This is a genomic window from Kitasatospora sp. NPDC114501 (genome assembly GCF_055633695.1).
Genome location: NZ_JBVKDS010000010.1, coordinates 41884 through 64619, shown reverse-complemented (window position 1 = coordinate 64619; position 22736 = coordinate 41884). Strand labels below are relative to the sequence as shown.

General features: G+C 72.6%; 20 protein-coding genes and 1 tRNA gene. 11 read left to right on the top strand and 10 right to left on the bottom strand.

Going from position 1 to position 22736, the window contains the following annotated elements; translation table 11 throughout:
* Together ACZ7RU_RS19860 and ACZ7RU_RS19855 are read right to left on the bottom strand one after the other, a co-directional pair.
* Positions 1 to 1081: S1 family peptidase (locus tag ACZ7RU_RS19860; protein WP_470342237.1), on the bottom strand; the 1081-nt coding region annotated here is incomplete at its 3' end.
* Positions 1082 to 1171: 90 nt separating this feature from the next.
* Entirely contained in the window at positions 1172 to 1696 is a 525-nt protein-coding gene (locus ACZ7RU_RS19855) for a hypothetical protein (protein ID WP_470342236.1), read from the bottom strand.
* 342 nt (positions 1697 to 2038) lie between these two features.
* Here ACZ7RU_RS19855 and ACZ7RU_RS19850 point away from each other — a divergent pair, with 342 nt between their 5' ends.
* The 3 genes from ACZ7RU_RS19850 (at position 2039) to ACZ7RU_RS19840 (ending at position 7032) form a co-directional block, all read left to right on the top strand.
* Entirely contained in the window at positions 2039 to 6061 is a 4023-nt protein-coding gene (locus ACZ7RU_RS19850; RefSeq protein ID WP_470342235.1) for a polymorphic toxin-type HINT domain-containing protein, read from the top strand.
* Positions 6045 to 6416: a DUF6188 family protein gene (locus ACZ7RU_RS19845; RefSeq protein ID WP_470342234.1), complete on the top strand. Its 372-nt coding sequence runs from the start codon at positions 6045 to 6047 to the stop codon at positions 6414 to 6416. Before ACZ7RU_RS19850 ends, ACZ7RU_RS19845 begins: the two co-directional genes overlap by 17 nt.
* A gap of 454 nt (positions 6417 to 6870) precedes the next feature.
* Entirely contained in the window at positions 6871 to 7032 is a 162-nt protein-coding gene (locus ACZ7RU_RS19840) for a hypothetical protein (protein ID WP_470342233.1), read from the top strand.
* Between the two features lie 164 nt (positions 7033 to 7196).
* On the opposite strand, the gene ACZ7RU_RS19835 is transcribed toward ACZ7RU_RS19840, so the two are convergent.
* Positions 7197 to 7280 (bottom strand) — tRNA-Leu (locus ACZ7RU_RS19835).
* Positions 7281 to 7442: 162 nt separating this feature from the next.
* On the opposite strand from ACZ7RU_RS19835, the gene ACZ7RU_RS19830 reads away from it, so the two are divergent.
* Entirely contained in the window at positions 7443 to 8312 is an 870-nt protein-coding gene (locus ACZ7RU_RS19830; RefSeq protein ID WP_470342232.1) for an alpha/beta fold hydrolase, read from the top strand.
* 73 nt (positions 8313 to 8385) lie between these two features.
* Here ACZ7RU_RS19830 and ACZ7RU_RS19825 read toward each other — a convergent pair whose 3' ends face one another.
* Both ACZ7RU_RS19825 and ACZ7RU_RS19820 read right to left on the bottom strand, forming a co-directional pair.
* Positions 8386 to 9297: a ribosome-inactivating family protein gene (locus tag ACZ7RU_RS19825; protein WP_470342231.1), complete on the bottom strand. Its 912-nt coding sequence runs from the start codon at positions 9295 to 9297 to the stop codon at positions 8386 to 8388.
* 180 nt (positions 9298 to 9477) lie between these two features.
* Positions 9478 to 10185: an alpha/beta fold hydrolase gene (locus ACZ7RU_RS19820; protein WP_470342230.1), complete on the bottom strand. Its 708-nt coding sequence runs from the start codon at positions 10183 to 10185 to the stop codon at positions 9478 to 9480.
* Positions 10186 to 10321: 136 nt separating this feature from the next.
* Between ACZ7RU_RS19820 and ACZ7RU_RS19815 the strand changes: the two genes are divergently transcribed.
* Entirely contained in the window at positions 10322 to 10837 is a 516-nt protein-coding gene (locus ACZ7RU_RS19815; protein ID WP_470342229.1) for a hypothetical protein, read from the top strand.
* 189 nt (positions 10838 to 11026) lie between these two features.
* Positions 11027 to 12580, top strand: a complete 1554-nt coding sequence (locus ACZ7RU_RS19810) for an AMP-binding protein (RefSeq protein ID WP_470342228.1) — start codon at positions 11027 to 11029, stop codon at positions 12578 to 12580.
* Positions 12581 to 12687: 107 nt separating this feature from the next.
* On the opposite strand, the gene ACZ7RU_RS19805 is transcribed toward ACZ7RU_RS19810, so the two are convergent.
* Positions 12688 to 13470: an alpha/beta fold hydrolase gene (locus ACZ7RU_RS19805; RefSeq protein WP_470342227.1), complete on the bottom strand. Its 783-nt coding sequence runs from the start codon at positions 13468 to 13470 to the stop codon at positions 12688 to 12690.
* 106 nt (positions 13471 to 13576) lie between these two features.
* Positions 13577 to 14539, bottom strand: coding sequence for a GlxA family transcriptional regulator (locus tag ACZ7RU_RS19800; RefSeq protein ID WP_470342226.1), 963 nt, complete (start codon positions 14537 to 14539; stop codon positions 13577 to 13579).
* A 101-nt stretch (positions 14540 to 14640) separates the two neighbouring features.
* Between ACZ7RU_RS19800 and ACZ7RU_RS19795 the strand changes: the two genes are divergently transcribed.
* A complete protein-coding gene (locus ACZ7RU_RS19795; protein ID WP_470342225.1) occupies positions 14641 to 15237 on the top strand; it encodes a cysteine hydrolase family protein in 597 nt (198 codons plus the stop codon).
* Positions 15238 to 15249: 12 nt separating this feature from the next.
* Here ACZ7RU_RS19795 and ACZ7RU_RS19790 read toward each other — a convergent pair whose 3' ends face one another.
* Both ACZ7RU_RS19790 and ACZ7RU_RS19785 read right to left on the bottom strand, forming a co-directional pair.
* Positions 15250 to 15774, bottom strand: coding sequence for a hypothetical protein (locus ACZ7RU_RS19790; RefSeq protein ID WP_470342224.1), 525 nt, complete (start codon positions 15772 to 15774; stop codon positions 15250 to 15252).
* A 35-nt stretch (positions 15775 to 15809) separates the two neighbouring features.
* Positions 15810 to 16592 carry an SDR family oxidoreductase gene (locus ACZ7RU_RS19785; RefSeq protein ID WP_470342223.1) on the bottom strand — a complete coding sequence of 261 codons (783 nt, stop codon included), beginning with the start codon at positions 16590 to 16592 and terminating at the stop codon, positions 15810 to 15812.
* A gap of 103 nt (positions 16593 to 16695) precedes the next feature.
* Here ACZ7RU_RS19785 and ACZ7RU_RS19780 point away from each other — a divergent pair, with 103 nt between their 5' ends.
* Positions 16696 to 17628, top strand: coding sequence for a sigma-70 family RNA polymerase sigma factor (locus ACZ7RU_RS19780; RefSeq protein ID WP_470342222.1), 933 nt, complete (start codon positions 16696 to 16698; stop codon positions 17626 to 17628).
* A gap of 85 nt (positions 17629 to 17713) precedes the next feature.
* On the opposite strand, the gene ACZ7RU_RS19775 is transcribed toward ACZ7RU_RS19780, so the two are convergent.
* Positions 17714 to 18289, bottom strand: coding sequence for a nucleosidase (locus ACZ7RU_RS19775; protein WP_387757848.1), 576 nt, complete (start codon positions 18287 to 18289; stop codon positions 17714 to 17716).
* Between the two features lie 504 nt (positions 18290 to 18793).
* On the opposite strand from ACZ7RU_RS19775, the gene ACZ7RU_RS19770 reads away from it, so the two are divergent.
* The 3 genes from ACZ7RU_RS19770 to ACZ7RU_RS19760 all read left to right on the top strand — a co-directional run bounded on the left by ACZ7RU_RS19770 (position 18794) and on the right by ACZ7RU_RS19760 (position 22731).
* Positions 18794 to 20119 carry a hypothetical protein gene (locus tag ACZ7RU_RS19770; RefSeq protein WP_470342221.1) on the top strand — a complete coding sequence of 442 codons (1326 nt, stop codon included), beginning with the start codon at positions 18794 to 18796 and terminating at the stop codon, positions 20117 to 20119.
* A gap of 22 nt (positions 20120 to 20141) precedes the next feature.
* Positions 20142 to 21095: a glutamate ABC transporter substrate-binding protein gene (locus ACZ7RU_RS19765; RefSeq protein WP_470342220.1), complete on the top strand. Its 954-nt coding sequence runs from the start codon at positions 20142 to 20144 to the stop codon at positions 21093 to 21095.
* A gap of 268 nt (positions 21096 to 21363) precedes the next feature.
* A complete protein-coding gene (locus ACZ7RU_RS19760) occupies positions 21364 to 22731 on the top strand; it encodes a hypothetical protein (protein WP_470342219.1) in 1368 nt (455 codons plus the stop codon).
* Positions 22732 to 22736 lie beyond the last annotated feature (5 nt).

Genomic DNA, 22736 nt, shown 5'->3' with positions numbered 1-22736 from the left:
TGTACTTCCAGTCGCCGGCCATGATCCAGGACGTCCAGCCTGCGGCACGGCTCCACGTCGCCCGGTACATGGAGGCGTCGGTGCCGACGGCGAACACGTCGAGGGTGTGGGTGACAGGGTTGTGGACGACGGCCGGCGAGCTGGCGAACCGGGCGCCGTCGCCGAGGACGTGCCAGCCGGACCAGCCCGCGCCGTCGGTGTTGTAGGCGTGGATCAACGCGCCGTCGGTGCGCAGCGTGAAGACCTCAGCCGTCTTCGTTTCGGGGTTGTAGACGGTGTTGCGCCCCCCGGTGCGGGACGCGGCCGTCGCGGCCCAGGCGGAGACGGTCTGCTGGATCCAGCCTCCGAGGTCGTCGGTGCGGGTCTCGTAGGCGCCGGTGCGGGTGGTCGGGGCGGCGCCGAGGCAGCCGTTCTGCCAGGAGCGGCTGGTGAGGGCGGCGAGTTCGTCGTGGTCACCGACCCTGCGCAGGGCGGGGCCGCCGGTGTCGCCCTTGCAGACGGTGGCGTCCGCGGGGGCCTTGGCGGCGATGCCGAGGCCGGTCGGGTCGACGGCGCCGGCGGTGAAGGCGGCGCTGTGGAGCTTGTCGGGCACCCACTCGGTCCTGGTGCGGCCGTAGCCCGTCACCCGGAGTTCCTCGCCGGCGGTGGGGGCGGTGGTGGAGAGGGCGAGCGGGGTGATGTCGGTGACCGGGGTGGCGAGGCGGGCGAGGACGAGGTCGCGGTCGGTGCGGGGGACGAGTTCGGCGATGTCCCGGACCTGGCCCGTGGTGGTGAGGTCGGTGCGGCCGATGGTGGCGGTGGTCTTGAGGGCGGGCGGGCCCGCGGGGACGGCTGGCGGTTGGGCGGGGTCGTCGGCGAAACAGGCGGCGGCGGTGACGATCCAGTACGGGTCGATCAGGGCACCGGTGCAGGCGCGCTTGCCGTCGCCGATGTCCAGCTTGGCGGTGAAGGCGTAGGCGCCGGCCGGCGCGGTGTCACCGCTGACGGCCGGAGCGGGTCCGCCGGTCAGTAGGGCACCGGTCAGCACGGCGGCCGTGACCGCCCCGGTCGTCCAGGCTGAATGTGATCGCGTGCGAAACACTGAGTAGCTGTCCTTCCGTTGCCGTTTCGGCCGGGTCGAATGGATTTGTGCGGTGTCGGTTTTGCGTGCCAGTGGCCTTGCGTGCCCGGATCATCCGGTGATGCGGAGTTCGACCAGGACAGAACGTTTTCCGCCGGGCAGGCTTTCGCCGACCGGTTCGACCGAGTTAGGGCCGATGTTCACCTGCTTTTCCTGGCCGGCCGCGACCAGCTTGGCGCTGACTGAGCGATCCTCGGTCCAGATGCCGTAGGCGTCCGGCAGTTCCATGGTGAGGTAGCCGGTCGTACCGGAGACGACGAAGCAGTATCCGAGCTTGTCGAGACGCGATTCGACGAAGATCTCGTTCCCCGCCTGGCAGCTGGTCGGAACCGTGTGACCGGGTCCTTCCTTGAGCAGGATGTGCCCGTCACCCCGCTTCAACGTGATCTTGCGTTCCGTCAGGATGCGGTCGGCCTCCGGGTACTGGAAGTCCTCGACAGCGGTGGGCATGTCCGCGTCCGCCACTGCCGCGCCGGTCGTGGCCTGCGCGGCCGACAGGGACGCGAGCCCGATGCACGTCAGCAGGGCTCCGGAGGCGCTGGCCAGGAGAATCATCCGGGCACGGGATTTGATCAAGGCAGTTCCTTCGGTCTTGGCGGCGTCAAAATGAATCCGCAATGCGAGAAGGGGTGTTGAGCCGCGGTGGAGCCAGCGTAAAGTACCAGCAATCTCCTCTTCTAGGAGACTCCTTGAGTCGTTCAAGGAAGAGTTTCCGGTCGGGCTTCGGCCATGCCTCGTGAATTCACACACCGAATTCCGTTTCCGGTGTTCGGCGATCTGTCATGGGAATACAGATGCACCATTTGGGGGGTATTTACCGTGAATCATCTCATCCGGTCCCTGGGAGTGCCTGGAGTCGCCGGGAGGAAACGGCGACATAGCATCCGGTTATCGGTTCTCGGTCGAATATGCGCCGGCATGCTGCCGCTGGCCCTCGCCGCCGGCCTGCTCGGCACGGCTCCCGCGTTCGCTACGGACCCCGGGCCCGGCCCGAGCACGCCCGCACCGACGGACCGCGGCCGTGTCGTGAGCCTGTGGCTGGACGGCGGGCCCGGTGTGCAGGCGGCCGCCGAGGCGGCGCTGACCGGTACCGACGAGGACGTCAAACGCTTCCTCGACGTCGAGGCGGACCTCGCGGAGCATCACGACGAACGCGTCTCGGTGTTCCAGATCTTCAGCCTCGGCGGTCCAGGGGTACGCGAAGCCGCCGCCAAGGCCCTGAAAGGCACGCAAGAAGAGCTACGCACCTTCCTCAAGGACGGCTGGCAGACACCGCTGGAGCAGGACCGCCGGGTCGAGGCCTTCCAGCTCATCGCCACCGGCGGAGTGAACGTCAAGGAACAGGCCACCGCCGCACTCCAGGGCACCCCCGCCGACGTCAAGAGCTTCCTCGAACAGGGACGGTCCGACGCCGCTGCGGTCGACGACCGCGCCAGCGTCATGAAACTCCTCGCGGCCGGCGGGCCGGCGATGAAGGAGGCCGCCAAGGTCGCGCTGCGGGGCACACCCGCCGACATCGCCGAGTTCCTGTCGGTCGGCCAGTTCGTGGCCCTGGCCAGGGACCAGGAACGCGCCACGATCTCCCAGCTGGCCGAGCAGGCCGAGCAGGCCGGCCGTCAGGCGCAGATCGCCAAGGACGCCGCCAAGGCAGCCTCCGCACGCGCGGTCGAAACGTCCCGGCTGGCGAAGGAAGCCGCCGAGACCGCGGCCAAGGAGACCGAGGCAGCCGGCCGCGACCTGGCCCGCGTCAAGGAAGCGGCCGCGCGCGCCGCCGACGCGGCCCGGGGCGCCGCCGCGGCCTCCGCCCAGGCAGTCGCCGCCGCCGGCGCCGCCAACCGGGCCTCCCGCACCGCAGCCGGCGCCGCCAGCACCGCCGCCAGCGCCGCCAGTGGCGCGGCCCTCGCCTCGGCCAACGCCCGCAAGGCCGCCAACGAAGCCGCCTCCGACCGAAGCCGGGCCACCGAGGCCCGCCAACGGGCCGAGGAGGCCCGCAATGCCGCCGCGGACGCCCAGCGCGCCGCTCAGGCCGCCGAACACGCGGGCGCCGCCTCCGACGCGGCGGACGAGGCGTCGCAGGCGGCCAAGAGCGCCAGCGCCAACGCCAACGCGGCCGCTGGCTCCGCCGAGAAGGCCGGCGGCCTGGCGAACGCCGCGGGCGCCAGCTCCAAGCAGGCCCAGGCCGCCGCCGACCAGGCCCGCCGCCAGGCCAAGGAGGCCGACCGCGCCGCCACCGCCTCCAGCACCCTGGCACGCCAGGCGTCCCAGGCCGCCTACCAGGCCCGCGACGCCGCCCGATCCGCCGCTAACCACGCCCAGAACGCCGCCACGGCCGCAGACCAGGCAGCCGAACACGCCGGCGAATCCGCCACCTCCGCAGCCGAGGCCACCCGCCAGGCCGAAGCCGCACGCACCGCCGCCGCGACGGCGAGCACGGCGGTCACCACCGCGGGCACCGTCTACGACCTCGCCCGCAGGACCGAGGCCGAGGACCTCACCGCCCGCACCGCCGCCGCCCTTGAGGAAGCCCGGGCCCTGAAGGCGGAGGAGGACGAGGCCACCGGCAACATCGGCACCCTCCTCGCCGACTGGAAGACCCGCGAGCAGGAGGCCGCCGCCCTCGCCACCGAGGCCGCCCGCCCCGACGCCGACCCCAAAGCCGTGGCGTCCAAGGGCCGCAAGGCCGCACTCCACGCAGCCAGGACCGGCGGCCCCTGGAGCCAGGAGGCTGCCAAGGCCGCCCTGTCCGGCACCGATGGGGCGGTCGTGGACTGGGCGCGCACCGGCCGGCACAAGGCCGAGCTGGACGACATGCGCCAGAACGTGGTCGAGCTCGCCCAGGACAGCCCCGACGAGGCCGTACGCACCGCCGCCACCGAGGCACTGAAGGGCAACGCCCAGCAGATCGAGGCCTTCTTCACCACCGGCCAGCACGAGGCCGCGGTCGCCGACAACCGCATCCGCGTGTACCAGCTGATCGCCACCGGAGCCACCAGCGTCAAGGAAGCCGGCGAGGCCGCCCTGCGGGACGGCTCACCCCACGCCGTCGCCGCCTTCCTGATGACGGGCCAGTACACCGCCCGCCGGATCGACGAACGCGTCCAGGCCACACAGTTGCTGGCTGCCGGCGGCCCCGAGGTCCAGGCCGCGGCCAAGCTCGCCCTCGCCGGTCCCCCGGGCCTCGTCACCTCGTTCCTCCAGACCGACCGCTACATGGCCGACCGCAAGGACCAGCTCGCCGCCACCCACGCCGAACAGATGCGCCACCTGATCGCCGAGGCCGCACAGACCGCGGCCAAGGCCCAACAGGACGCCTGGGAAGCAACCGAAGCTGCCGCCATCGCCAACAACGCCGCCACCGAGGCCCAGGCCGCCAGCACCCAAGCTCGCTCTCACGCCGATCAGGCCGCACGGTACGCAGCCGACGCCAACACCGCCGCCCGAAACGCCGAAACCTCCGCCAACCGCGCGAACGCAGCCGCCACCACCGCCCGCAACGCCGCCAACGCCGCCGCACGCGACGCCGGCAAGGCCACCGCCTCCGCCAACCGCGCCAGCGCCTCCGCCGCCCAGGCACGCTGGTCCGCCACCACCGCCCGCAACGCCGCCAACGCCGCCTACGCCTCCGCGCAGGCCGCAGGCCAGGACTCCGACGCCGCACAGCAGGCCGCCGACCAGGCGTGGGACATCGCCGTGGCGAAGGCAAACCAGGAACGCCAGGCCGAGCTGTCCTCCGAAGAGGAGGGCATCCAGGCCGACGCCGCACAGCTCGAGGAGGAGCTCAAGAAGGAACTCGAAGCGCTGATCCAGGGCGAGGCCAGCGAAGCCGAAAGCAAATACCGCAGCGAAAACAAGAATCCCTGCAGCCATCGCCTGTCGTCCCTCAGGTGCTTCTTCAAAATTCCAAACGGGCCGATAACGAACGGCCTCCTGGACATGCTCGACGACGTCACGGAATTCTTCAAAGGCGTCCACGACAAGGCCGATCTCTTCAAGAAGGTCTTCAAGATGGTCCTCGGCTTCGACAGCGCCGAGGAATGCATCAGGAACAAGAGTGCCGTAGCCTGCGCGGAACTCGCCGTCAGCTTCTTCCCTGCCGGAAAGGCGGCCAAGCTCGCCCAACTCGCGAGGAAGGCCAGGGACGTCGAGGATGCTGCACGGGCAGCACGGGTCAGGCGATTCATGAAAGACTGCCTGAGGCCGAACAACTTCTCCACCGGCACACGCGTCCTGATCGCGAACGGAACCACCGTCCCGATCGAGCGGATCCGCATCGGCGACCAGGTCTGGGCAACCGACCCCGCAACAGCGGAAACTGGCGGACGCCGCGTCAATGACACCATCTACGCCCCCGACGATCGGGACTTCACCGACCTCACCATCACAGCAGCGGATGGCACCACCGGAACCCTGACAGCTACCGATCACCACCCCTTCTGGGCCGAGAAGGACCGGAAGTGGGTAGACGCTGGCGAGCTCAACAGCGGCGACACCTTGCGCACCCCGGACGGGCGAACCGCAGAAATCCCTGAGACCAAGGACCGCACGGCACTCAGTGCGGCCTACAACCTGACCGTTCAGGCTCTCCGTACTTACTATGCACTGGCAGGCGTGGCGCCAATCTTGGTGCACAATACCGGCCCCTGTGGACCCGCATTTTCTTCGCAGCCACCGGGAGTCGGACCCGACTGGACTTCAGCGCCAGCCTGGGGCGAGGGCATAATCTGGACGGCCCCTGTCGGCTCGAAAGGCAGGGTCGCAGAGATCCGAATCATGGGCCCGACCGAACGCTATCCTAATGGATATGTCCGATTCCGGGACAGGACTGGTAGTTACCTCGATATTTACGGAAAGCCCGGACCCAATGAAACAACCCACTTCGCCATAGATGAGAGCGGGTATTACTCTCTTCCTGTAGGATCGTGGTATGAACCTAAATCTTGAGGGCCGTATCGTGGAACGAGTCTGCTTCGATTATGCACTGACTCTCCTCATTGATACGGACACACATCTCCACCTTCAAGCGAACGTAGAGCTGAACGACACCGACGGCACCTCAGTTTCCTTTCGGCCGGGAAGTTCCGATGTTCCCACAGATCGACTTGTTGGACTCCTGCACAAGGAAATCTCCAATGCGCGGTCGTCCGATGGCGGAGTCCTGACGCTTCAGTTTGCCTGTGGGTCGAGGCTGACGGCTGTGCCTGATCCGAACCATGAGGCATGGGAACTCCTTGCGGCCGGTGGATTTCGGATCATTTGCATGCCGGGGGGTGGGCTCTCACTTTGGGGGACGCAGTAATTGCGCAGGCCCGGCCCGCAGCGTCTGCGGGGACCCCGATGAGTCGGCATGCCTTATCGAAAAGGCATCTTGAATACCGACTGCTGAGGCGACCAACAATCCGACTGCCCATGCGAACAGGGAGAATCTAGCCGACCCTTAAGATTACGGCATTGATTTCGATTGAAGCCAGGTGTGCAGGCGCTGACCCCGCGCTCCTTGAGCTACAGGACGGCGGGCAAGGCGACGACGCCGACTGCAAGTGGCGGGCGCTGCAGAAAAACTCCCTACCAGTTACGTGGAATCACTCGCCGCAGGAGCCTTCTCGTATCCTGCGGCGTTCCCATGGGCTGAGGAGGCGTGTTGGGCAGCGCGGTGGTACTGGAGGAGCGTGTGCCAGCGTCCGGGGTCGCGCCGGTGGGTGGTCCTCGAAGTCGACGGCCGCCACCACTACGCGAACGCCTACACGGACACCGTGAGCTCCGACCGAGACCTCAAGCTCCGCGGCTACGACATCTTCCGGTTCGGATCCACCGAACTGAGCAACCCCAACCAGGCAGAAGCCCTCCCCCAGCGGTTCTTCACCGACCTGTTCGACCGCTACGAGATACCCATCCCGGACGACCCACAGCCATGACCACCAAGCACACACCCCACCCCGCACACCACGCCTGACCAGCGCAAACACGAAGGGCCCCTCACAAGCCGTGAGGGGCCCTTCACATCAACCGAGGCCCAAAGCCGCTGGTCAACCCGACATACTGTCGGATCGACCGGCCGCATTGGGTCGGTTGACCGCTGTGCGCGAGGGGGGAGTTGAACCCCCACGCCCTTTCGGGCACTGGAACCTGAATCCAGCGCGTCTGCCTATTCCGCCACCCGCGCATCTGGGTGATGAGGAAAACTATAGACCATCCGGAGGGACACCTCCGACCACCCCCGGGCGAACGGTCGGGGGCTGCACTCCAGGGGCTCCGGGAGCCGGGTTCCCACGCGGCCCGTCGGTTCGATCTTGTTCCGAAGATCGTTCTGCTGGAGGCTGGGGCCATGCAGAATCAGCCCACCTTCGTCCTCGTCCACGGGGCCTTCGCGAACTCGTTCTCGTTCGCGCCGCTACAGGCCGAACTCGCCCTGCTCGGGCACCGGTCCGTCGCGGTCGACCTTCCGGGGCACGGCTTCGAGGCGACCTTCCCCGCGCCCTACCAGGCCCCCCAGGACCTCGGCGCGCTCGCCGGGGAGCCCGGGAGCATCAAGGGGGTGACCCTCGCCGACAACGTCGCCCGGGTGATCGGGGTCCTCGAACGGGCCAAGGAGAACGGGCCCACCGTCCTCGTCTCCCACAGCAGGGGCGGCATCACGGCGACCGCCGTCGCCAACGCCCGGCCCGAGTTGGTCGACCGGATCGTCTACGTCTCCGCCTGGTGCCCCGTCGACCTGGACGTGAACGACTACTACGCCCAGCCGGAGATGGCGGGCGTCGACGCGGGGGCCTTCGCCGCCTCGCTCGTCGGGAACCCGGCCGAACTCGGCCTGCTCCGGGTCAACTTCCGCACCGCCGACTCGGCGGCGCTCGCCGCGTTCAAGCAGGCGTTCGCCGCCGACCTCACCGACGACGAGTTCCGGACCTTCCTGAACACCTTCCAGCCCGACGAGAACCTCGACGTCGGCACCTCCGCCGACCGGGCGCAGGCCGCCACCTGGGGGCGCGTCCCCAAGACCTACGTGCGCCTGGCCGACGACGCCAGCATCCCGCCCGCCATGCAGGACCGCCTGATCCGCGAGGGCGACGCCCTCACCCCCGACAACCCCTTCGACGTCCGCACGGTCGACGGGAGCCACCTGCGCTGGCTCGTCCACCCGGCGCGGGCCGCCCGGGTCCTGGCGGACCTCGCCGCGCTCCTGCCTGCCGGGGCCTGAGCCGACACCGGCCCCATGCCACTGCGCAGGAAGTCGGCGGGGCCGACTTCCTGCGCACCCAGGTGGGAAGTGACTACCTGGGACGGGAACCGCTGAACAGGTCCATGTAGAACACGTACTGCATCAGCTGCGGCAGCGTGTAGAACGTGCGCTGGAAGACCCCGGTGCCGATGACGTAGGGCGCGGTACCGGGGTTGTTCATGACGTGGTACACCCAGTTCGAGAGCCCGCCCCAGTTCGTCTCCAGGTTGACGTTCTCCACGCCGATCTGGGCGACGCCGTGGTCGCGGATGTTGCCGCGGACGTTGTCGAAGATCCGCCCGAAGCGCGCCGCCTCCGAGGTGGCCTGGATCATCATGACGAGGGAGTCCGCCAGGACGGCGCGCCCGCTGCCGCTGTTCTGGAGGGCGGCGATCTGATGGACCTGCTGCAGGGCGTTGCTGAGCCTCGGTCCGTTGATCTGCTGGCTCGCCCTGCCGTTGCCGCCGGGGATGTTGTTGTAGTTGCTGGACCAGGGGAGGGTGCTCGCGTTGACGCCCAGGACCCGGTTGAAGCGGTTGCTCGCCGCGAGGCCGTCGTCGAAGACCCAGTGCGTGCCCCCGGCCTGGTAGAAGCCGGCCAGGTACAGGCTGTGCGGCCAGAGGTACATCGCCCCCAGGTAGGTGCCGCTCCGGTGCAGGCTGATCTGGATGAGCTGGTCGTTGTCCGCCACGACGGTCTCGTCCAGGTCGGTCCTGAACCAGTCGTGGCTGCTGAGCGAGTGGAGCCGGGAGATCACGTCCCAGTACCGCTGGTGCGCCGAAGCGCCGCCGCCGCCCAGGTCGCTGATGTCCCAGTCGATGTTGGTGAGGCGCTCGCCGGTGTCGGCGCGCGCCGCGGTCGGCGTCATGCCCATGAGCCCGACCGCCAGCGTGAGAGCGATCAGTATGCCGGCCAGCCGTCGGCGCACCCGCGCCAGTGCGCCGGGTCCGTTCATCGTTAGCATGCGGGAGATTCCTCGGTGATCAGGGAACGGGTCGTCAGCGCGTTCGCCCGGCCGGCGCTTTCCTTACGGCCGAGCACTCATGACGCGCCGTCCGCAGGCTAGGCCGGGCCGTCGCCCCCGCATGTGCCGCCAGGGTCCGGGCACTTGATCACGAGCGCACACCCCACCGGGCCCCGCCGCCTACCGCCCGGCCCGGTACGCCTCCAGCCGCTCGGCCAGCTCCTCCGGGTGGCCGAGCATGGGGAGGTGGTCGCCGGGCATCTCGTCCGGCCGGAAGCCGAGCCGCTCCTCGACGTGCCGCCGCAGGAACGCGGGTGGGAAGAACCGGTCGCCGGTGGCCAGCAGGAACCTGGTCGGCACCTGCGGCCAGGCCTTCAGCGGCCACGGCGTCCCGAGCGGGGTCGCCGACTGCCGCCGCTGGTGCTCCGCGAGGAGCTCCCCGGCCAAAGCGGCCGGGGTGTCGTGCAGGAACAGGGCGCGCTCGTCCTCCTCCGCGCCCTCCTCCACACCCCTGCGGCGGTCGGCCTCGCGGCGGGCCGCCCCGTACCCGGTGTTCTCCCACCACTGCCCCGGCGTCTCCCCCGGAGCCGGCACCTGGGCCTGGAGCATGACCAGCAGGTCCGCCGACAGCCGCTCGCACACCAGCGGGCCGGTGAAGCCGCCGAACGAGTGCACGACGACCACGGGCCGGCCCGCCCGGTCACCGACCGCCTCAGCACCAGCCGCTTCCACCACCGCGTCCGCGTACTCGGCGAGCCCGGCCGCGTCGTCGTCGCAGGGCAGGTCCGGCGCGACCACCGCGTGGCCCCGCCCGCGCAGCCCGGCCGCCAGCGGCTCCCAGCACCAGGCATCGGTGGCCGCGCCGTGGATCAGAACGTACGTCGCCATGGATCACTCCCCGTCCGGAACGGATCACTCCCTCCACCGCGCGCGAGCCTACCGACCAATCCGCCCCCGAACCGCCGGGCCGCACCCGCATACTCGTCCCAACGACCATTCACCTACCGCTCGTTGGGGGAAGCCCTTGTTCCACGACACCCGCCCGCGCGGCATCCGCATACCCACCCACCGGGAGACCGCCGAGGAGTGGGGCGAGCAGGTCGCCGCGCTCCGCGCCGCTCCGCCCGGATGGTCCTTCCTGCTGGGGCGGCTCTCCTCCGACGGCTTCCTCTGCCACCTCGACCTCAACTACCACCTGGACGGCGAACCCGTCGCCGTCGTCCAGACCTCGCGCCCCGTCCCGGCCGGCCACTGGGCCGGCTCCCTCACCACCCCGCGGTCCCAGCTCTCCACCTTCCTGGCCGACTCGGGCCGCCTCGACCCGCGCACCCGCCTCGCCCCGCTCAACGGCCCGCCCACCCCGGGCGAGGTCCTGCTGCACGGCGTCCCCGTCCCCGTCGAGGTGCACCACAGCCACGGCTGCCGCAGCGCCCTGATCCCCCTGCTCCCCTCCCAGCGGGGCTACGTGATCGTCACCGCCGGCGCCGCCCACTGGGCCGCCGCCACCGACCTCGCCCTCCGGCCCCCGGCGGCGTTCTGAGCGGGGGCCGTACCGCACCCCGCGATTCACTCGAACGGGGCCGCGGTCGGCGATCACATGCTGATGCACCGTCACAATCGCGCCGATGACGATCTGTTCACGCCAATTACCCGCCGGGCATCCCCCGTACGGCGGTGAGGGTGGGGTTAGCCTGTGGCCATGGTTGCAAACTGCAAGGAAGAAGTAGCCATGAGTGACGCGGAGTTCGTCAGCGGCCCCCTGCTGATCCTCCGGTCCCTCGCATCCGGCCCCGACCGGACGGCCATCGTCACCGCCGACGGCGCCAGGATCACCGCCGGCGACTTCGCCGCCGCCACCTACCGCCTCGCCCACGAGCTGATCGCCCGGGGCGTCACCCGCGGCACCACCGTGACCCTGCTGACCGGCAACACCCCCGAGGCCCTCGGTGCCCGGTACGCGGCGGGCCTCGCGGGCGCCCGGGTGGTGAACCTGTACGACGGCATGAGCGCCCCGGTGCTGGCCGGGATCACGGCCAGCGTGGACACCACCGTGCTGCTCGTGGACTCCGAACGCTACGCCGCCGCACCCGAGTTGCTCCCGCTGATCGACGTGCCGACGGTCCTCACCCTCGGCCCCGGGCCGGTCGGCGAGGACGTCCCGGCCATCGGCGAGGACGTCGTCGCCGCCTCCGCCCACCGCCCCGCCGAGCCCCCGGACGTCCGGGTCGGGCCGGAGGACGACCTCGGCATCCGCCACACCGGCGGCACCACCGGCATCCCCAAGGGCGTCCTCAGCCTGCACGGCCCGTACCGCCGCGTCTTCGACGCCCCGGTCGGCAGCAGCCCCGCCGAGGGGGTGCCCCGTCTCCTCGCCCCCACCCCGCTCGCCCACCTCGCCGGGATCATGACCGACCTGGTCCTCCAGCGCGGCGGCGCCGTGGTCCTCCAGCGCTCCTTCGAGCCCGGCGCGGTCCTGGCCGCCATCGAGCGCGAACGCATCACCGACCTCTGGCTGCTGCCGCCGCTGCTCCACCAGCTGCTCGACCACCCCGCGATCGGCCGCACCGACCTGTCCAGCCTGCGGCACGTCCTGTACGGGGGCAGCGCGGCCTCGCCGACCCGGATCCGCGAGGCGCTCAAGGTCTTCGGGCCGGTCCTGTTCGGGGTCTACGGGATGTCGGAGGCGCAGCTGATCTCCCTGCTCACCCCGCAGGAGCACGACCGGATCGGACCGGGCGGCCACGTCCCGGTCGGCCGGCCCGTCCCGGGCGTCGAGGTGGCGATCCGCTCGCTCGACGGCACCGACCTGCCGACCGGCGAGCAGGGCGAGATCCACCTGCGCTCCTCCGCCGTCATGGCCGGGTACTGGAAGCAACCCGACCTCACCGCGGCGGTGCTGCGGGACGGCTGGCTGAACACCGGCGACGTCGGCTACTTCGACGAGGACGGCTACCTCTACCTCTCCGACCGGGCCAAGGACCTGATCATCGTGGTCGGCGGGCACGTCTACCCGTCCGAGGTGGAGGACCTCCTCGTCACCCACCCCGCGGTCGCCCGCTGCGCGGTCTTCGGGGTCCGCGACGACCAGGAGACGGAACACGTCCACGTCGCCGTCGTCCCCGCCCCGGGACAGACGCCACGACTGGACGACCTCCGCGCCTTCGTCACCGACCGCAAGGGACGGATCTACGCCCCCGAGGCCCTGCACCTCGTGGACGAGATCCCGCTGACCCCCGTCGGCAAGCCGGACAAGAAGCGTCTCCGCGAGGCCGCCACGGCCTGAGCCGGACGGGCCGACTTCACCCCAACGTGGGGTTTGGCTCAACGAACCACGGCCCCCGTGCCGAGAAGCCAACGGGGTGGCGGCGCTGAGGGCCGCCACCCCTCCCCTCACAGCGCGGCCAGGAACTCCCGGACCGTACGCGCCAGTTCATCGGCGGCCGTGACCGGCAGCAGATGGTCGCCGGCCAGCTCCACCAGGGCCGCGCCCGGGCGCCGGGCGGCCATCTCCGCCGCCTGCCCGGCCGGGACCACCCCCTCGGTGCCGCGCACCACCAGCGCGGGGCAGCCGCTCGCCGTCCAGTCCGCCCAGTGGTCGCCGTGCACCAGCTCCTCCGAGTCGTACATGTCCTTCGGGTGGAACGGCAGCCGCCACCCGCCGTCCGCGTTCCGCCGCAGCCGGTCCGCGAAGTACGGCGCGGCGGGGCCCAGCGCGGCCACCAGCTCCTCCCGGCTCGGGGCCTCGTACGGCAGCCCCAGCAGGAAGGCCAGCGGGTTCGGCCCCTCCAGCCCGAGCACCACCGGCGCCTCCACGTCGATCACCGCCTCGACCCGCTCGGGGTGCCGCGCCGCGAACTGGTACGCGTTGATCCCCCCGAGCGAGTGCCCCAGCAGCACCGCCTTCTCCAGCCCCAGGTGGTCCAGCAGCGCCTCGACGTCCCCCAGGTACCCCGCCCGCGTGTAGTCCCCGGCCCGCTCCGACTCCCCCTGCCCACGCTGGTCCGGCGCCACCACGCGCCACTGCCCGGCCAGTTCGGCGGCCAGCCGCCGCCACACCGCCCCCTCGGACAGGTGCCCGTGGAGCGCCACCACCGTCCGGCCCGGGCCGCCGAAGTCCAGGTACGACAGCCGGCGTCCGTCGATGGCCAGCTCGTCACGCTTCGCGTCGTTCATCCGCGGTTCCCCCTCGTCAAGCGGTTGATGGGACAACCATACACGCGCCTTGGACGGTCGTGCAATACGTTTGTCCAAGACATTCGTCCAAGGCGCGCTGGTGCCGTCAGCCCTCGTCGCGGCCGCGGAAGGCGCGGCGGTACTCGCGCGGGGCGACGCCCACGCGGGCGGTGAAGACCGGGCGCAGGGAGACGGCGGAGGCGAAGCCACAGTGGGTGGCGACGGTGTCGACGGGGAGGTCGCTCTCCTCCAGGAGGCGCTGGGCGGCGAGGACACGCTGGTCGAGGAGCCAGCGCACCGGGGTGGTGCCGGTGGTGGCGGTGAAGCGGCGGGCGAAGGTGCGTTCGGACATCAGGACGGCGGCGGCCATCCGGCGGACCGTCCAGGGGGTGTCGAGGGAGGCCAGGACCTCGGCGCGCAGGCGGGCCAGCGGGTCGTCGTCGGCGGCGGCGTCCGGGACCGGCGTGGGGATGAACTGGGCCTGGCCGCCCGGCCGGAAGGGTGCGGTGACCATCGCGCGGGCGATGGTGGCGGCGGCCTGCTGGCCGTGGGCGGTGCGGACCAGGTGGAGGCAGAGGTCGATGCCCGCCGCGACGCCGGCCGAGGTCCACAGGCCGTCGCCACCGGTGAACAGCACCTCGGGCCGGACCGTCACCGCCGGAAAGCGGCGGGCGAGTTCGGGGGCCAGCGCCCAGTGGGTGGTGGCCTCCCGGCCGTCCAGCAGACCGGCCTCGCCGAGGACGAAGGCGCCCGCGCAGAGCGAGGCGATCGGGACGTCGGCGGCGGCGACGGCCCGCAGGGCCTCCAGGACCTCGGGGCTCCGCCGCGCGGACGCGTCCTCGACGCCGGGCACCACCACCAGGTCGCAGTCGGCCAGCGCCGCCGGCCCGTGGTCGGGGACGCGTTCCAGCCCGCCGCCCAGCCGTACCCGGGCGCCCTCCGGCCCGCAGATCCGCAGGTCGAAGACGGGCAGGCCGGGCCGGGAACTCCGGTTCGCCCACACCTCGCCGATCACCGCGTAGTCGAAAGCCCGGACACCGTCGAAGATCAGGCAACCCACCGTTCGCATGGCAGGAAACCTAGAGCAGGAACACCCTTGGCAGGAATGTATCGATGGGTGGCTTCTCTGCCCATCACACCTCCCCGGCGCCACCGACCACCATGGAGGACATGACGAACACCGACGCCTTCGACGCCCCGCTCACCCTCGACAACGACGCCGTCCTGCTGCTCATCGACGTCCAGAAGGGCTTCGAGGACACCGCCTTCTGGGGCCCCCGCGACAACCCGCGGGCCGAGCAGCGGATGGCCGAGCTGATCACCGCCTGGCAGGCCACCGGCCGGCCGATCGTCACCGTGCAGCACGCCTCCGCGCGCGGCCCGCTGGTCGAGGGCACCCCGGGGTACGAGCTGAAGGACTTCGTCGCCGAGGTCACCCCCGAGCTGCACATCACCAAGACCGTCAACAGCGCCTTCTACGGCACCCCGGACCTGCACGCCTGGCTCCAGGAGCGCGGCGCCCGGCAGCTCGTGGTCACCGGGATCATCACCAACGTGTGCAACGAGACCACCGCCCGGATGGCCGGCAACCTCGGCTACGACGCGATCTTCCCCACCGACGCCATGCACTCCTTCGACATGACCGGCCCCGACGGCACCACCGTCCCCGCCGCCGAGCTCGCCCGCGCCACCGCGACCACCCTGCACGCGATGCGCTTCGCCAAGGTGGTGACGACGGACCAGGTGCTCCAGGCCGCCAAGGCCTGAGCGTTCCGGCCGCTAAGGCCTGAGCAGCGGCCGGTACGCGTTCCCCTCCTCCGCGTCGAGCAGCACGTACGAGGCCCCGGGGCCCAGCGCGAGCTCCCGCAGCCGCGCCAGGGCCTCGGCCGTGGAGGGGACGTCGAGCCCGAGCGCGGCGGCCGCCGCGTCCCGCTCGGCGAGCAGGCCGGGCTCGTCCTCCAGGTACTCCTCGGCCGCCTCCAGGTACTCCCCGACCGTCAGCCGCGGGCAGTCCCGCCACCACGGCACCGCCAGCAGGAGCCGGACCAGCTCCGGCACCCCGACGGCCAGCAGCGCCGCGCCGCCCTCGGAGTCGGCGTACAGCACCGGCCGCTCCTCGCCGCCCTCGCCGCAGAGGAAGTAGGTGCCGCCCGCGCCGTCCTTGGCCACCGGCTCCAGGGCCGCGCCCGAGGCGAGGACGACCTCCTCGACGTGCCGGTAGCTGCGGGAGGGGTCGAACTCGCCCGGCCAGGCCAGGAAGTCGGCGGCGGCGGAGTCGGCGCGGATCGCATCGAGGAGGGACATGGCGGCCACCCTACGGGGCCGCTCGGACCCGTCCCTCAGACCGCCAGCCGCTCCGCCAGGTACTCCTCCCAGGTCCGCCGCCCGTGCTCGGCCCCCGTCAGGGTCAGGTTGTCCCCCGCCCGGTACGCCCGCCCGACCTTGCCCGGCACCCGGACCGGCAGCTGCCGGCGGGTGCGGCCGCGCGCCGCGAGGTAGCCGCGGGTCAGCTCGCCCATCTCGTACACCGTGGGACCGGCCAGGTCGGGCACCATCCCGGCCGGCTCGTCCAGCGCCAACCGCACCAGCCGGGCGGCGACCTCCCGGACGTCCACCGGCTGCCAGCGGACCCCGCCGGGGGCCGGCACCAGCGGCAGCCTGGCCATCTTCTCGGCCACCGTGAACGCCAGGTCGTGGAACTGCGCGGCCCGCAGGATCGTGTACGGCAGGCCCGAGTCGGCGACCGCCCGCTCGGCGGCGTGCTTGGCCCGGAAGTAGCCGAGCGGCAGCCGGTCCGCGCCGATCACCGAGATGTACACCAGGTGCCGCACCCCGGCCCGCTGGGCGGCGGCGACCAGCAGCCGGGTGGCGACATCGTCGCCCTTGGGGCCGCCCGCCAGGTGCAGCACGGTGTCCACGCCCGCCAGCGCCTCGTCCAACTGCCCGGCCGCCGTCGCCGCGTCCCCGAGCAGGTCGCCGCGCACGTACGCCACGCCGTCGGCGGCCGGCCGCTCCTGCCGGCTGAGCACGCGCACCGGCAGCCCGGCCGCGCGCAGCAGCGGGACCACCTGCCGGCCCAGGGTGCCGGTACCGCCGGTGACCAGCACGGTGTGCTTCGTCATGATCGTCTCCGATTCGTCCCGGGAGGGGAGTTGATCTCCCCGCCGCAGCCGTTGTTGGGTGACTCCTGCTGCCCTGACCCCCGGCGACGAAGGAATGTGACACGTGGACGAGAAGGTGGACGGGAAATCCGCCCGGGCCCTGCTCTTCGAGGAGCAGCGCCCGCACCTGCGCGCGGTCGCGTACCGGATGCTCGGCTCGATCAGCGAGGCCGAGGACGCCCTCCAGGAGGCCTGGCTGCGCTACGACCGCACCGACACCACCGAGGTGGCCAACCTCGGCGGCTGGCTGACCACGGTGGTCTCGCGGGTCTGCCTGAACCTGCTGCGCGCCCGCGCCCAGCGCCGCGAGGAGCCGCTGGAGCCCGCCGGGCCGGACGGCGAGCCGGGCCCGCCGCGCATCCCCGACCCGCTGCTGCGGCGCGAGGGCGTGGTGGACCCGGAGCAGGAGGTGATGCTCGCGGACTCGGTCGGGCTGGCGCTGATGGTGGTGATGGAGTCGCTGTCGCCCGCCGAGCGGGTCGCCTTCGTGCTGCACGACCTGTTCGCGGTGCCGTTCGAGGAGATCGCCCCGCTGATCGAGAAGACCGCCGCCGCCACCCGCCAGCTGGCCAGCCGGGCCCGCCGCAAGGTGCGGGGGCAGGCTCCCGCACCCGACCCGGACCTCGGCCGGCAGCGGGCGGCCGTGGACGCGTTCTTCGCCGCCGCCCGCCACGGCGACCTGGACGCGCTGCTCGCCGTCCTCGACCCGGACGTGGTGCTGCGCTCGGACGGCGGCACGGTGATGGCCCGGCACACGGTGGTGCTCTCCGGCGCCGGCACGGTGGCCGGCCAGGCCGCCCTGTGGGGCACCCTGTCGCCGTTCGCCCGCCCGGCACTGGTCAACGGCACCGCGGGCGCGGTGGTCATCGGCGACAACGGGCGGGCGCTGTCGATCATGGCGTTCACCGTGGTGGACGGCGCGATCGTCGCGATCGACGTGCTCACCGACCCGGACCGGCTGGCGGCCCTGGACCTCTCGGCCTTCCGGGACCGGTAGCCCGTCCGGACGGGGTGGGAAGGCAGCGGCCTCCCCACCCCGTTGCGCCGTCGGCGCCCTCAGCGCCCGACATCCTGAGAGGACGTCACCAGCCCTGCGCGACCACCCAGTCCGCGAGGTGCCGGGCGCACCCGTCGACCGCTTCCTTCCAGGTGTGCCCCGCGCCGTCCCCGGCCTCGTCGCTGACGTGCTTGACCAGCCGCACCGGCACCCCGGCCCGGTGCGCGACGGTGGCGACGGCGTAGCCCTCCATGTCCACCAGGTCGGCGTGCTCGGCGAGCCGGTCGCGGGCGTCCGTGTCGGAGACGAAGAGGTCGCCGGTGGCCAGCACCGGTCCGTCGCCCTTGCCGATCACCAGCGGGGCGCCGTACTCGCGCCCGGTGAGCGCGTGCAGGGCGGCGGTGTCGAGGTCGTGCTGGATCACCTGGACCACGTGGTGGGTGCCCTCCCAGCCGGGGCGCAGCGCGCCGGCCGTGCCGAGGTTGATCACCTCGGAGGGCTTCTCGCCCTGGGCGAGCACGGTGGCCAGCGCGACGGCGGCGTTGACCTTCCCGATCCCGGTGAGCAGCACGGGCAGGCGGTCGTCCAGGTGGGCGGCCTCCTCGCGCACGGCGACGACGAGCAGCGGACGGTCGGGCGAGATCGTTCCAAGCAGGCGCATACCCCCATCGTACGGAGCGAGGGGGTGCGGCACCCGGGATTGCCCGCCGTGAACGGACCCCCGCGCTCCGCCTCGCCGGGGGAACCGCGTAGGGTGCGGGCCGCGTCGGACGGTTCGCCACCTCTCGGGGCGACGGACAGGAACGGCAGGCGCGGCAGGAGCGGTACGGCCCGTACCGGCGGTACGGGCGGCACCAGCCGCACCAGCGGCACGAGCCGTCCCGGGGAGCGTGCACGACATGCTCAAGTCCGGCGCAAGTCGGGTGTGGCCGGGGGGAGTCACGGCCATACTGCTGCCATCGGTCGGGCCCCGGGACGGGCCGGGCCCCAGGGGAGGATGAGGCGGGTGGCGACACCAGTAGGCAACGGCGCGGCCGTGGCGACGGCCGGGCCGACGACGGCCGGTCCGGGGGCCCCGGCCGTCCCCGGAGCGGCCCCGCTCGCGGAGCCCGGCGGCGCTGCCCCGGCGCCCGGACCCGGAGGGGCGCCCGCGAAGCGCCCCCCGGTGGCCCTTGCCACCGGCGTGCGCGCCCGGCTCGCGCAGGCAACCCGCACGCCGCCCGGCCGGCTGCGACTGGCCGGAGTGGTGCTCGCCGTGCTCACCGTCGCCTTCGGCGGGCTCACCGCCTGGCAGTTGGAGACCAGGGCGCGGGCCGCCGACCGGGTGGTCTCGTACAGCCAGCCGCTCAGCCGGGACGCCGCCGAGATCCACCGCAACCTGGCCGACGCCGCCACCACCGCGGCGAGCGGCTTCCTGCTGGCCGGCGCCGAGCCCGACGTGGTCCGCAGCCGCTACGAGCAGGACGTCGCCACCGCCGCCGAGCTGATCGCCCAGGCCGCCGCCCGGACCACGGCGACCTCCCCCGCGCAGGGCTCGCTCGCCCGGCTGAACCAGCAACTCCCGGCCTACGCCGGCCTGGTGGAGACGGCCCGGGCCGACAACCGGCAGGGCATCCCGCTCGGCGGCGCCTACCTGCGGTACGCCTCCGAGCAGATGCAGACCGTGCTGCTGCCGGCCGCCGCCGAACTGGCCGCCGTCGAGGACCGCGAGCTGGCCGACGACTACGCCGAGGCCAGGGCGGTGCCGTGGGCGGCGTACGGCCTGGCGCTGGTCACCCTGACCGCGCTGGCCTGGGTACAGCTGACGCTGTTCCGCCGCACCAACCGGGTTTTCAACATCGGGCTGCTGGGCGCCACCGCCGCCGTCCTGGCCGGCGCCCTGTGGCTGACCGTCACCGGGCTGGCCACCAATTCGGCGCTCCAGCAGAGCAGGCGCGAGGGCGCGGCCCCGCTGCGGGCGCTCAACGCCGCCCGGGTGGACGTGCTGACCGCCCGACTGGCGGAGAACCTGCACTTCGTCGCCCGCGGCTCGACCACCCGGTACGCCGAACAGTGGACGGCGGCCACCCAGCACCTGGCGGGCTCCGAGGGCCTCCCGCCGGACCGCTCCGACGGCTCGCTGCCGCAGGCCGCCCGGTGGGCGCCGTCGGCCGCCGTGGCGAGCGTCCGGGACGCCGCGCAGCAGTTCGACGAGTGGCGCCGGCGGCACGACGCCGCCCGGACGCAGGAGGTCGAGAACGCCGACTACCAGGGCGCGCTGGAGGCCACCGTGACGGCCAAGGGCGACGCGGCCACCGCCGACGCCGCCTTCGACGCCACCGACAAGGCGCTCGCCCGGGCCGCCGACATCGAGCAGGACCGCTTCACGCAGGCCGCCGAGGGCACCGGCGGGGACCTGCGCGCCGCCGCCGTCGCCACCGCGCTGCTCGGCCTGGTGGCCGCGGCCGCCGCGCTGCGCGGCCTGGGCCGGCGACTGGCCGAGTACCGGTAACGGGCAAGGGGGAGAGCGACCGATGCGCAACAGGGGTTCCAGGAGAACGACCAGGCCCGCCGCCGCGCTGGCCCTGCTGGCGGCCGGCGCGGCCGTGCTCGCCGGGGGCGGGCCGGTCGGCGCCGCGCCGACGGCGGCGACCGCGCCGGCCGCCGTCCAGCAGGACCAGCAGGAGCAGGCCGACGGCTGCGACGTGTACAAGAGCGTGCCGCCGAGCACCGAGGACGGCCCGGCCGTGAAGGCCGTCAAGGCGGCCAAGCGCAGCCTGGTGATCGGGGTGGACCAGAACAGCTACCGCTGGGGCGCCCGCAACCCGAACACCGGCCGGATCGAGGGCTTCGACATCGACCTCGCCCGGGCGATCGGCGCGGCCGTCATGGGCGACCCGGAGAAGGTGGTGCTCAAGCCGGTGGCCACGGCCGACCGGGTCGAGGCCATCAAGAAGGGCCGGGTCGACCTGGTCGTCCGCACCATGACGATCAACTGCAAGCGGATGGAGGACGTCGCCTTCTCCAAGCCGTACTTCAACATCAGCCAGCGCGTCCTGGTGCCGAAGACCTCGCCGGCGAAGAACGTCGACGACGCGGTCAGGGACCGGAGGGTCTGCGCCGCCGACGGGTCCACCGCGCTGAACATCGTCAAGGAGAAGAACACCGCCCGGCAGGTCGTCACGGTGGAGAACCAGCTGGACTGCCTGGTCCTGATGCAGCTCGGCAAGGTCGACGCCACCATGACCGACAACGGCCTGGCGGCCGGTCAGGCCGCGCAGGACCAGACCGTGCGGATCGTGGACGGCGAGGCCCAGCCGGAGGTGATCGGCGTCGCCATGCTGAAGGACAGCACCGACCTGACCGCCCGGGTGAACCAGGTGCTGGCCGACTACTACGCACGCGGCGACTGGGCCCGTTCGTACGAGCACTGGCTCAAGCCGTACATGCTCAACGAGGCCGAGTACTACTGGCCGGGCACCCACTGAACCGGCCGGTGGCCACGGGGCGCACGGCCGGGGGGACCAGCACGAACGGCCCGGGGAGCGACGCGCAGGACGGCGCGGGAGAGGTAGCGCACGCGCCGTCAGGGGGGCGTTGACGGCGCGTGGACGCCCCGCGCCCGCTCCGCCCGAACGGCCACCGGCTAGGGTTCGGGACGATCACCGCGGGGAGACCGGTGGTGGACACGGGGGTTGTCGTGGGACCGCACGTCAGGCACGTCCGGATCGCACGCGAGGAAGGAAGGACACCGCGGTGGCGGCATCGGCTGGCCCGGTACTGAGCCGGGAGGAGGTCGACCGCGCGCTCGCCCGCCTCGGCGCGGAGCGGGACGCGGTCGAGTCGGCGCTGCTCGCCCTCCAGGACCACACGGGCCTGCGGCTGCTGGACGGCGCCGAGCTGTCCGGGCGCACCCTGGAGCGCTGGTCGGTGGCCGGCCGGGGCCTGCCCCTGCTCTGGGCGCTGTTCGACCGCTACTCCGAGGCGCTGGCCTCGGCCCGCGCCGTCCGGGCCCGCAAGGCCAAGCCCGGCGCGCCCGAACTCGCCGAGCTGAGCGAACTGCTGACCGGTGACGCGGTGACCGTCCCCGGCGGGGTGGCACCGGACGGCCCACAGGTCCTCGGCGCGCCCGCCAAGCTGGTCGAACGGATCAGCCTGGACGCGCTGATGGCCCGGATGAACTCCTGGTACGCCACCGTGCTGGAGGTGGTCAGCGCCGCCGACGCGGTCTGGTCGGCCCTGCCGGCCCGGATCGACCTGCTGCTGGCCGAGCTCCACCGGGTGCGGACCCTGGCCGCCTCGCTCGGCGTGCGCACCGGCGGCCACCCGCTGGCGGACGACCTGGTCGGGATCGAGAAGGACCTCGCCGCGCTGCGCGCCGAGGTGCGCGGGGACCCGCTGGCGCTGTGGCGCCCGGCCCGGGTGCCCGCCCAGCGCGGCACGGTCCCGGAGGGCTCGGCCTTCGCCGGGCCGGCCGGGGTGGTGGACACCGAGCGGTTCGACCGGGCCGGGCGGGCGCTGGACGGCGTCCGGCTGGAGCTGGAGGACCTGCTGCGGCTGCGCGACGAGGCCGAGGAGCGCCTCCAGGGCGTCGGCGACCTGCTCCAGCGGGCCGACGCCACCCTGGCCGAGGCCCGCCGGGCGCGCGGCGAGGTGCTGGCGAAGATAGCGTCCAGCGACGTCCCTGCGGTGCCCGGGCCCGCCTCGGCGCTGCGCGAGCGGATCGTCGCCGCGCTGGACCTGCGCCAGGCCGGGCAGTGGGGCCGGCTGGCGCCGCTGCTGGACGCGCTGGAGGACGCCGCCGCCAAGGAGCTGGGCCGGGCCCGGCAGTCGCTCACCGAGGTGACCCAGCCGCTGGCCGTCCGGGCCGAGCTGCGCGGCCGCCTGGACGCCTACAAGGCGATGGCGGCCCGGCTGCGGGTCGCCGAGGACCCGGAAGTGATCGAACGGTACGAGAAGGCGCGCTGGCTGCTGTGGAGCGCGCCCTGCGACCTGCGGGCGGCGGCCGCCGCGGTGGCCCGGTTCCAGCAGTCGCTGCGGCCGGCCCACACCGAGGCCGGGCCCGGGCAGGCTCAGGAGGGGGCCGGCCAGCCGCCGGCCGACGGACAGGTCCAGGGGGGCTGAGGGTG